A 10,730-nucleotide genomic window follows, 5' to 3' on the forward strand; every position below is an offset into this window, starting at 1 on the left:
GGCCAGGAACTTCTTGAGTTTTCTCTATCTCGTCAGTGCTCTCTTTTGGCTCAAATGAAAGATCAACACAACCTAGTTTGAATCGAAATGACCACAAAACCATAAAAGAGAAAAGTTCAAGAGCTCAAGCCATTGAAGGGGGTGGAGAGGCCCATCTGCGAAGCGATTGATTGACCTGTTCCATCAAAGCTCGGCAGGCTACGGTTTTGCCCTGTTGCCGATCCCCAGCTTGGTCGTAAAAGACAATACCATCGGCCCGAGAAAGGCCCAACGCCAAGAACAACAGCTCCAAGACCCCAAAAGAAGCGGTCTCCAGCTCCGGCGCTCGATCCTTAAGCTCTGCCAGCGTGGTGTGGGCATCTTCCAGGTGGCCGAAGGCCGGGATCCACAGATGGGTCGTCGGCTGGGATCCCTCTGAGGACAAAGACTCCGCCTCGCCAGCAGCAGGATCCTCGACCACCCGCACCGTCAGCCAGCCGCCATCGGGGTAGCGCAAGGTGGTGTATTGCAGGTGATCCAGGTGTTGAGCCACCTGGGTGAGCACATCCGCCACCTGTTGCATTGCCGCCGTCGGGATCCCGTTTTGGGGAGCAGTATCCACAAGGGTTGCGGCCTGTGCTGCCAAACTAACCACCATGATTGACAACAATCCTCATCCACATCCAGAATAGATATTCGCAGCGATTGGGGCTGTAGTTCAATTGGTTAGAGCACCGCCCTGTCACGGCGGAAGTTGCGGGTTCGAGCCCCGTCAGCCCCGTACTCCTAAAACACTCTAGCTTAGTCGCTCTCCTGCAGCCTCATATCTCCAGACTGATCTGATTTCTGATGAAGACTGCTGCGCAACGCGGTCGGCCTGGGGTTTAAGCTTCGGCGGTGGGGCCACTCTAAAATGGGGCTTAGTCCAGGGGAAAAACCATGCAGTATCGCAGATTTGGGCGTACCGAGCTGTCTATGCCCGTGCTGAGCTGTGGTGGCATGCGCTATCAACACAGTTGGCAAGATACTCCTTGGTCAGGGATCCCAGCGGCAAGCCAGCAGAACCTGGAGGCGACGATTCGCCGGGCCTTGGAGGTGGGCATCAACCACATCGAAACTGCCCGCGGCTATGGCACTTCTGAAATGCAGTTGGGCCGCATTTTGCCGCTCTTTCCCCGGCAAGATCTGATTGTGCAGACGAAAATTGGCCCCAGCGCCGACCCGCAGCAGTTCCTGGCCAAGTTCGAGCAATCGATGAGCTACTTGAACCTCGATTATGTGGATCTGCTGGCCATCCACGGGTTGAATACCTGGGAAGACTTGGAGCACAGCCTGCGTCCAGGGGGGTGTCTGGAGGTGTGTCAGCGCCTGGTACGGCAGGGGCGGGTGCGTTTTGTCGGCTTCTCCACCCATGGGCCGACGGAGTTGATCGTGGAAGCCATACGGTCAGGGGGCTTTGATTACGTCAACCTACACTGGTACTTTGTCAACCAAACCAACTGGCCCGCCATTGAGGCTGCCGCCCAGCAGGATATGGGGGTATTCATCATCAGTCCCTCAGACAAGGGGGGCAGGCTTTACGATCCGCCCGCCAAGCTGGTGCAGCTGTGCCAACCTCTCAGCCCAATGGTCTTCAACGACCTGTTCTGTCTGTCCCATTCCCAGGTTCACACCCTCAGCATTGGGGCAGCTCGACCCAGCGATTTTGATGAGCACCTGCGGGCGGTGGAGCTGTTGGATCGGGCTGATGAGCTGTTGCCGCCGATCCTGGCCCGCCTAGAGCAAGCTTTGATCGAGCAGGTGGGGGAACACTACGCCAAAACTTGGCACCAGGGCCTGCCTCGCTACGACCAAACCCCCGGACAAGTGAATATCCCGTTCATTCTGCTGCTGCGCAATTTGGTCTTGGCCTATGACTTGGTGGACTATGCCAAGAGCCGTTACAACCTGTTGGGCAATGCCGGCAGTTGGCTCCCCGGCCAGCGGGCAGACAAAGTGGATGCCGAAGCCCTGCGACCTTATCTTATCCACAGCCCCCACCGCGACCGGATCCCGGCTTTGTTGCAAGAAGCCCATCGCCTGCTCTCTGGAGCTGAGGTGAAGCGCCTATCTCAGAGCTAGCTTGCCCAGGGATCCCCCCGTTTGACGGTATTAAAATGCTTCCGCAAGAGATTCAAGACTACATCGTTTTATTGAGAAACTCCGTGTTGCAAGAACAGTTACTGAGTTAGATGAGAGTCTGGCAACACTAGCCCCACCGCATCTGTAGACGCAAGAGGAGTACCATTGCGATGGCCAGCCTTTTACTGTGGCCTGTTTGGCATGGTTGTAGGTGATTGAGATAACAGTCGCCGACCTTTCGGATTGCCAACGGATGTGCCGTCACTTTTATCGGATAGGCCGCACTCTCTTGGATCTGGACGCTGCCAAAACCGTTCGGGATCAACCCACCTGGTTTGAGGCTCCATCTTAAGGTCAGGGGCAGGAACCTGTTTGCCAGCAGCCTCAATCCCCTTGGACAGAGTGCTCTCAGCCACCCAACCCCATCGCTTCAATTTGATGAATGTAGTCGGGGGGAAGCCCATGCTCTCGTGCCCCCTTCAAGATTCCTTGAAGATATCCCTCGCTTGGGATCAATGAATCATCAATGAATGAATCTCCCGCCACGTAAGTCATTGCTTCGATCACTTCACCCTCATCGCTTCGAACCTGAACCTGCTGGCGACGGTAATGACCTCCCGGAATTCCTTCATACCGATCCATCCTCTCCAGCCTGTCCGAGCTGCACAGATAGGCAACTCCCCACACAACCCCAGAGGGATCCCGGACAATGTTGGCCTTGCCGGTTCCATCGTTGCCGCGCTTGTTGAACGTAAGGCGGTATCCCTGCAAACGAGCACGCCTAGCTTCCTTGAAATCAACAGCACGGTGTCCCATCTGCTGGGCATCTAGGTTACTTCCGTTGCTCACTCATCTCTAGTTCCCTTGGTGTCGGGTGAACCCGCCTACCCAGAATTACACTGAGATGTGGTATTTTGCATATTGAGCACATTAGCATCACGGGATCCCGCCCCTCCATGAGCTACTTGGTTATCGACACCGAGGGCAACCCCAACCTCAAAGAAATCGCCCTTATCGACAGCAGCGGCAAGCTTATTTACCATGCCTACACCCAAGAATACTCGCCCCACCACCCCCAGCCCAAACCTTTGGCCCAAATCGTTGCTGACCTGCGGCGCTTGGCACAAGGCAAGACTCTTGTTTTCCACCACGCAGAGCAAGACCTAAAAATCCTTAAACAAGCCTTTGAGCAAGCTAACCAAGAGTGGCTTTCTAACCCCGTTTTTTGCACTTGGCTAGCTGCCAAGGAATGTTTCCCCAACCTCCCCAGCTACAGTCTAGAGTATCTTAGCAAACATCTTAGTATCCAACTGGAGAGCGGCTATTTCAACTCCAAACTGGCCCACGACGCCAGCTACGATGCCCTCTTTACCTACCACCTCTATCGCCACCTCACCCACGCTCAGCTCAAAGCCCAGAATGTTCCCAATCCTTTCGCCAACAGCAGAGTTGACAATCCCTTTCAGCATTATCCCGACGAGACCACCATCTATCAGCCTCAGTACCAGCAGCTCACTGCCACCCTACAGGACATCCAACGGGATCCCAACCACCAGAGCCGAGGGGTTGTCTTACTGGGAGAACCTGGATCCGGCAAGACCCACCTGATCATGCGGGTGGCCCAAAACCTCCTGCGCCACAACCGTCTCCTGTTTATCCCTCAGCCCACCCATCCCGACAACATCTACCACCACATCTACAGCCACACCCTGGAATCCCTGCGCGAACGGGTAGATGCCCATCACCACACCCAGCTCGACTACTTGATTGCCAAGAGCTTTGTGGAAATCTTGAAAACCTTCCCCCAAACCTCAAAAACTGAAGAGTTTCTCTCCCTTCTCACGGCGGATCCCCTCAACCTCTTTCATTGCCTGGGAGCAGAAGGCACCGAGCGTCGTCGTCAACAATGGCAAGCCATTGAAAAACGGGTTCTGCGCTGGTGGGCAGAGCAAAACTTTCTCACCGGTTCCACCGAAAACATTCTCAAGGGCATCATCAAATACTGCAGCTACAGGGATCCCAACCGCCGTCACCAGATCATCCGCTGGCTCAGCGGTACCGACCTGGATCCTGAAGAAACCAACTTGATTGGGTTGCCCCCTTGGAGTGCAGATCTGGATCGCAACACCTTTGCCCTAGAAGGGATGAAAGTCATCGGCAGGCTTTCGCTGCTTGACCGACCTCTCATTATTGTCTTTGACCAATTGGAAGCTTTGGGCCGAGACGAAAATCGAGATATCCTTCTCAACTTTGGCGATGCTCTAAAAGAGCTTTTTACCCGTATTCCCAACAGTCTGTTTGTCCTTAATTTGTTTCCTGATCGTTGGCAACATTTCCAAACCCAATTTGACCGGGCTATCGTCGATCGCCTCTCCCAAACCGTCCTCTCTCTGGATCCCCCACCTGCTCCCCAGCTTCAAACCCTTCTGCAAACCCGTCTGCCCTCAGGGATCCACCTCCAAGCTCTCTTCACCGCCGATGACCTAAGCGATATTCTTGGTCAACCCTCCATCCGGGCCATTCTCAACCGAGCCTCAGCCTACTACCGCCACTACATCAACGGGATCCCTCTCCCTCCCCAGGTGCAAGTTGTACCCACTGCCAGCAATCTAGCCGCCCGTGTCCAGCGGCTCGAAACTGAGCTGCAAACCCTCAAACAACTGCTCATCCCCCTTCTGCCTGCCCACGGCCCCTCCATCGTTCTATCTCCACCCCTTCGGGATCCCAGCCGATCTGCCGATCTTGTTGAGACGCTGGATCCCTATCTCCGCACCACTGAGGCTCAGCTCCGCGCCGCCTATCCCCAAGAGGCGATCATCGACAGCACAGCCGATATCGGCAAATTGCGCACCATCGGCAATGCCCTACAAGGGATCCATCCTGTCCCCATGAGCACCCTGAAGCTGGGCAAACGCAAACTTCTAGATCACCTCTATTTCTCCGCCCAGAAGCGGGTGATCGCCTTTATCCAAGTGGGTCCCAGCAGCATGTATGGACAGCTCAATAACTTCAACCAATTGGTGATTGCTCACCCTGAGCTTCAGTTTCTCTTGCTGCGGGATGCCCGCCTCAAGCCTCCTTCCAAAACGGCTACCGCCACCAAAGCGGCCTTGGCCGCCCTCAACAACAGCCCCAATGGCAAGTATGCTCTGCTCACCCAAGACGACCGCATCCATCTGGAGCTTATGCACAGGATGATCACCGACATCCAAAACCGCGACCTGGAAATCGACCTGACCCAAGCCGTTCGGTATTATCTTGACCACAGGGATCCCCCCCTTATTGCCTGGATCCTGGGCCGTGATTAAGCGCTCCAGATCCGTCGAAACCCCATGTTGTTCAAGGTCGGCTCCGCATCGGGATCCAGCACCGTAAAACCGGGATCCCATATTGTCCGGCCAAGCTTGTGACCTGATTCTTAAGGCTGCCGATCAACGGAGCCAATGGCAAGGGATTGACAGCGGAGCCAAAGTACCTCAAAGTTTCCGGCATAGTGGGCTTTGTCCGGCTCAAGCCCTCCCCTGATTACTCAGTATCGGAGCGGCGGGATTTGAACCCACGACCCCCACTACCCCAAAGTGGTGCGCTACCAAGCTGCGCTACGCCCCGACGCACTTACGGGTAGAAGCCCATGAAGTGCCTAGCTAGTCTAGCATCGGATCGCGGCCAGAGTTAACCCCAAGCTGCGGGATCCCGTGGAAAACATGCTAGCTTAGTTAAACCGTTAAGAAATCGCACGCCTGAACCACCGGGTGTCCTTACAGCCCTTTCGCGGTTTGCTGCAACAGCTCCTGAGTTCCTTGCCAATGGGGGTAGAGCGCTCTGTGCAGGTAACCGGCGGGAAGGCCGTAACTGGGATCCGTTCGGGCGGAGGCTAACCCGTAGGAGAGGAAAAACTCATGAGCGTAGTCAGTTTGCCTCAACTGTTGGAGGCAGGGGTTCACTTCGGCCACAAGGCCAGCCGCTGGAACCCGAAAATGCGGCCCTACATCTTTACCGAGCGGAACGGCATCCACATTATCGATTTGGTGCAGACGGCCCGCTATCTGAACGAAGCCTACGAGTATGTGCGGGATGCTGCTGACAGGGGTTGGCGCTTCCTGTTTGTGGGCACCAAACGGCAAGCTGCCGGGATCATCGCTCAAGAGGCTCGTCGCTGTGGCAGCTACTATGTCAACCAGCGCTGGTTGGGGGGTATGCTCACCAACTGGGCCACCATCAAAACCCGCATCGACCGCCTCAAAGAAATTGAGGAGATGGAGAGCAGCGGTCTTCTGGATCGCCTGCCCAAACAAGAGGCCAGCCGTCTGCGGCGAGAGTTGGCCAGGTTGGAAAAGTACTTAGGCGGCATTAAAACGATGCGCAAGCTCCCCGATGCGGTGATCATCGTCGATCAGCGGCGGGAGGCCAACGCCGTTCAAGAATGTATCAGGCTTAACATCCCGATCATCTCACTCCTGGACACCAACTGCGACCCCGATCTCAGCGATATCTTCATTCCCTCTAACGACGATGCCATCCGAGCGATTAAGCTGATTGTAGGCAAGTTGGCGGATGCCATCTACGAAGGGCGGCATGGGCAGCTCGACACCGTTGAAGAGGATGAGTACGACTACGAAGGGGCCATGGATCTGGACGACGACATGCTGGAGGATATGGAGGACGAAGAAGAAGGAGAAGCCGAGGAAGGCTAGACCGAGGGCAGGGATCCCATGCAATCCGGGCACTTCCCTGCCTGTTCCATATCCAGAGGCGTGTATCCTTGAAATCTAGGTTTACAATTCTACCGAAGCCCGCTCATTCTCACTCATATCCCGCCACATTCTTCCCGTTCTTTCATTCGAGGAGCCCTCATGAGCATTGATGCCAAACTGGTCAAAGAGCTGCGCGAAAAGACGGGCGCAGGCATGATGGACTGCAAAAAAGCCCTGGAAGATTCCGGTGGCGATATGGAGAAAGCCATCACCTGGCTGCGACAGAAAGGGTTGGCAGGGGCAGCCAAAAAGGCCAGTCGCGTCGCGGCAGAGGGGGCAGTTGACAGCTACATCCACTTCGGCAATCGAATTGGGGTGTTGGTGGAAGTGAACTGCGAGACGGACTTCGTGGCCCGCAGCGAAGATTTTAAGAAACTGGTGCAAGACATCGCCAAGCAGATTGCCGCCTGCCAAAACGTAGAATACGTCAGCGTTGACCAGATCCCTGCTGAAGTGGTGGAGCGGGAAAAAGCCATTGAAATGGGCAAAGAAGATCTGGCCAATAAGCCGGAGAACATACGCGAGAAGATCGTGCAAGGTCGCATCGAAAAGCGCCTGAAAGAGTTATCCCTGTTGGATCAACCCTTTATTAAAGATTCCTCGATCACGGTGGAGGAATTGGTCAAGCAGCACATTGCCAAACTGGGGGAAAACATTCGGGTGCGGCGGTTTGTGCGCTTTGTCCTGGGAGAGGGGATCGAGAAAGAAGAAGTGGATTTTGCTGCTGAGGTTGCCGCTCAAGCTGGTCTCAAGCCGGCAGAGGCCCCCAAAGTGGAAGAGACTCCACCCGCTCCTCCTGAAGAACCTGCCCCAGAACCGGCCCCTGCTGCCGAGAGCAAGCCGGCCAAAAAAGGCTCCGCCAAGAAAAAGAAATAGCCGGTCAAGGCTGAGCTGTAGGGCCATGTCGGCGGTGCAGAGGCGTTGAAACTGCGTTATGGAGAGTGTGGGCACCTCTATGTCGGCAGTTCTATAACCACTACGCTTGGGTATCCCTTGGGGGAAAGGCTAGGTTATGCATGCAAATGTTCTGATCCTCCCGCCTTGGCAGGGTTAACTCCAGCACGCTAAGGTAGCAGACGGCCTTTTTGGATCCCGGGCATGAGTTTTATCTTGCGCAATGCGTTAATTCCCACCGCCACCGGCTACGAAACCGCAGATGTGCGAATCGAGGGGGAACGGATTGCTGCCATAGGCAGAGGGTTACCCGCAACGGGCGCAGACAGCCTGGAACTGGATGCCAGTAACCAACTCTTGCTGCCGGGCTTTGTCAATGCCCACACCCATTCTTCCGAAATGTGGCAACGAGGGATCATACCGCCCTATCCGCTGGAGCTGTGGCTGGCACAACTGCACGAGTATGTGCCGCCGGATCCGGAAAAAATCTATCTCAGCGCGCTGGGGACGGCGGTGGAAACCCTGCTGACGGGGGGCACCTCGGTGGTGGATCATCTGGTGTTGATCCCAGGCCAAGAGTTGGCCACCATTGAGGCGGCGGTACGGGCCTACCGAGAAGTCGGGATCCGCGCCTTCGTGGGCCCCTTGATCCAGGATCAGGCTCTCTCTCGGGGGTTGCCCAGCAGCTCCTCTTGGGATCGGGAGCCGGAAACCTATCCCCTCTCCACAGCAGAGGTGCTGGCCATTGTGGAAGAGGCGGTGCAGCGCTTTCACCGGCCAGAAGAGGGCATTACCCTCATGGTGGCTCCCACAGGGATCCAACTGTGCTCAGACGAGCTGTTCAAGGGCTGTGCGGAGTTAAGCCAGAAGTATGACCTACCCCGCCACGCTCACCTGCTGGAAACCCGTGCCCAGCAGATGTTGGCCCAGGAAAAGTACGGCTGTAGTGCTGTGGAGCATCTGGAGCGCCTGGGCTACCTAGACCAGAGAACTTCCCTGGCTCACTGCGTCTGGCTCAGCGATGCCGATATTGAAATCCTGGCCCGCACCGGCTCTACCGTTGTTCACAACCCCTTGAGCAACCTGCGCCTGGGCAGCGGCATTGCCCCCATTTTGAACTATCGCCGGGCAGGGGTGAACGTGGCCTTTGGCTGCGATGGATCCGCCAGCAACGATTCGCAGGATTTGCTAGAGGCCATCAAAATCGGCACCATCCTGCACAACATCACCGATCCCGACTACCGCCACTGGATTTCTCCCCGCGAGAGCATCGAGATGGCAGCCCGAGGTGGGGCAATCGGCTTGGGCCTGGGGGATCAGATGGGATCCCTGGAAGTGGGCAAGCAAGCGGATCTGGTGCTGTACGATCTCACCCAACTGTCGCTGTTGCCCCGTACCGATCCCATTGGGCTGCTGGTGTTGGGCCGGCCTACCCAGGCAGTCCACAGCGTCTGGGTGCGAGGAAAACAGGTGGTCTCCGGCGGAGCCGTAACGACGGTGGATGTGGCTAATCTGCGACAGGAGTTGTTTGCTTGTAGCTCCTGGGATCCCTTCCGCCGATCCCAGCAGGCAGAGCATCTGGAAGCTCGTTATCGTCGGGTGATGGGCTTGCCAAAGTAGCGTTGGATGTCCCTGTGTGGCCAGAAGAAGCAGACCGGGCCAGCATCACAGAGCAGGTGAAACGACAGGCCCTGGCCCTGGGTTTTGACAAAGTCGGCATTGCCAGCACAGAGGATCCCCCCGACTTGCGGGGTCTGCAAGCTTGGCTGGCTGCGGGCATGGCCGCCGACATGACCTGGATGGCCGATCCCCGGCGAATGGATCCAAAGCAGGTGCTGCCGGGGGTGCAGTCGTTGGTCTGTGTGGCTTTGAATTACTACACCCCCATCCGCCACAGCCAGGATCCCGGCAAGGGCAAGATCTCCCGCTACGCTTGGGGGCGAGATTATCACCGCGTGTTGGGACGGCGGCTGAAGCAGCTCCACCTCTGGATGCAAGCCCAGTTCCCAAATCATACGGGTCGATTCTACGTGGATACCGGCCCGGTTGCGGAAAAGCCCTGGGCCATGCAGGCGGGCTTGGGTTGGATCGGCAAAAACAGCCTGTTGCTCACCCGCGAGTACGGCTCCTGGGTGTTTCTGGGAGTGATCCTGACCACCCTGCCGTTGCTCCCTGACCAGCCCCACACCGCTCACTGCGGCACCTGTACCCGCTGCCTAGAGGCTTGCCCCACGCAGGCCATCGTCAGCCCAGGGGTGGTGGATTCCCGCCGCTGCGTTGCCTACCACACTCTAGAAAGCCACGCCGAGCGGATCCCTGCCAAGATTGCCCAGAACCTGCACAACTGGGTGGCCGGCTGTGACATCTGCCAGGAGGTCTGCCCTTGGAACCAACGCTTTGCCCAACCCAGCCGGATCCCGGATTTTCAGCCCTACTCTTGGAATGTTGCCCCTGATCTCCAGGAGCTGGCCCGGATCGATGATCGGGAATTCGACCACAAGTTTCCGGCCTCTGCCCTGCGCCGGCTCAAGGCCCACCGCCTGCGCCGCAACGCCCAAGCAGCCCTGGAAGGCAATTCCAGCTCTGCAGCTGGCAGCAACGATTTGGAAGCCCCCTCTACTTAACTTGGATACGCTTTCCTAGCAGGATCTTGCGGCCTCGAGGCCGGCGCCAGAAAATGGTGGGGCTATTGTCTCTGGGCCAGGGACGCAAGCTAACATACATGCCCTACCCTCTTTCTGAGGCCACAGTGCTGGGCCGCCATGGTCTTGCTCTCGTAGGAGCGGTTTTGCGCAAAGGACGTGTGGACTTGGTGCAGGAGTTTACCCACCGCTTTGTTTGAGCTGGATCGACTCAAACACAGTAGCCCCACCTAAAACACGGTCATTTCAAGCTAGATTAGGACACTGATACATTCACGCTGAACTCTCCTGAACATGGTTCAGGAAAGAAGCGATCGCATCCTGCCTATCTCTGAGCAGG

At 56.6% G+C, this 10,730-nt stretch carries 7 protein-coding genes, 2 tRNA genes and 1 pseudogene; 7 read left to right on the forward strand and 3 right to left on the reverse strand.

All coding sequences use genetic code 11. From position 1 onward, the window contains the following. Positions 1-124 precede the first annotated feature (124 nt). The gene (locus NW849_RS12690; RefSeq protein WP_414358029.1) at positions 125-637 is read right to left on the reverse strand and encodes a hypothetical protein; all 513 of its coding nucleotides are present in this window, start codon (positions 635-637) and stop codon (positions 125-127) included. Between the two features lie 49 nt (positions 638-686). On the opposite strand from NW849_RS12690, the gene NW849_RS12695 reads away from it, so the two are divergent. Together NW849_RS12695 and NW849_RS12700 are read left to right on the forward strand one after the other, a co-directional pair. After that, a tRNA-Asp gene (locus tag NW849_RS12695) sits at positions 687-760 on the forward strand. Between the two features lie 158 nt (positions 761-918). Continuing rightward, on the forward strand, positions 919-2,100 hold the full coding sequence (locus NW849_RS12700; protein ID WP_414358032.1) for an aldo/keto reductase: 1,182 nt from the start codon (positions 919-921) through the stop codon (positions 2,098-2,100). A 408-nt stretch (positions 2,101-2,508) separates the two neighbouring features. Here NW849_RS12700 and NW849_RS12705 read toward each other — a convergent pair whose 3' ends face one another. Continuing rightward, positions 2,509-2,916: a gamma-glutamylcyclotransferase family protein gene (locus tag NW849_RS12705; RefSeq protein WP_414358035.1), complete on the reverse strand. Its 408-nt coding sequence runs from the start codon at positions 2,914-2,916 to the stop codon at positions 2,509-2,511. A gap of 140 nt (positions 2,917-3,056) precedes the next feature. On the opposite strand from NW849_RS12705, the gene NW849_RS12710 reads away from it, so the two are divergent. Continuing rightward, positions 3,057-5,408 carry an AAA family ATPase gene (locus NW849_RS12710; protein WP_414358037.1) on the forward strand — a complete coding sequence of 784 codons (2,352 nt, stop codon included), beginning with the start codon at positions 3,057-3,059 and terminating at the stop codon, positions 5,406-5,408. A 227-nt stretch (positions 5,409-5,635) separates the two neighbouring features. Here the strand turns inward: NW849_RS12710 and NW849_RS12715 are convergent. Further along, positions 5,636-5,709, reverse strand: a tRNA-Pro gene (locus NW849_RS12715). 290 nt (positions 5,710-5,999) lie between these two features. On the opposite strand from NW849_RS12715, the gene rpsB reads away from it, so the two are divergent. The 4 genes and pseudogenes from rpsB to queG all read left to right on the forward strand — a co-directional run bounded on the left by rpsB (position 6,000) and on the right by queG (position 10,372). Further along, complete coding sequence (gene rpsB, locus NW849_RS12720; RefSeq protein WP_414358039.1) at positions 6,000-6,794, forward strand: 30S ribosomal protein S2; 795 nt, start codon at positions 6,000-6,002, stop codon at positions 6,792-6,794. A 159-nt stretch (positions 6,795-6,953) separates the two neighbouring features. Then, a pseudogene (gene tsf / locus NW849_RS12725) lies at positions 6,954-7,598 on the forward strand (translation elongation factor Ts); the annotation flags it as partial. 354 nt (positions 7,599-7,952) lie between these two features. After that, positions 7,953-9,368 (forward strand): amidohydrolase, encoded by a 1,416-nt coding sequence (locus NW849_RS12730; RefSeq protein WP_414358041.1) that lies wholly within the window; start codon positions 7,953-7,955, stop codon positions 9,366-9,368. A gap of 56 nt (positions 9,369-9,424) precedes the next feature. Next, on the forward strand, positions 9,425-10,372 hold the full coding sequence (gene queG / locus NW849_RS12735) for a tRNA epoxyqueuosine(34) reductase QueG (protein WP_414358044.1): 948 nt from the start codon (positions 9,425-9,427) through the stop codon (positions 10,370-10,372). Positions 10,373-10,730: the final 358 nt, after the last annotated feature.

Origin of the sequence: Synechococcus sp. R55.3, from assembly GCF_047461975.1 — a bacterium.
Classification (GTDB): domain Bacteria; phylum Cyanobacteriota; class Cyanobacteriia; order Thermostichales; family Thermostichaceae; genus Thermostichus.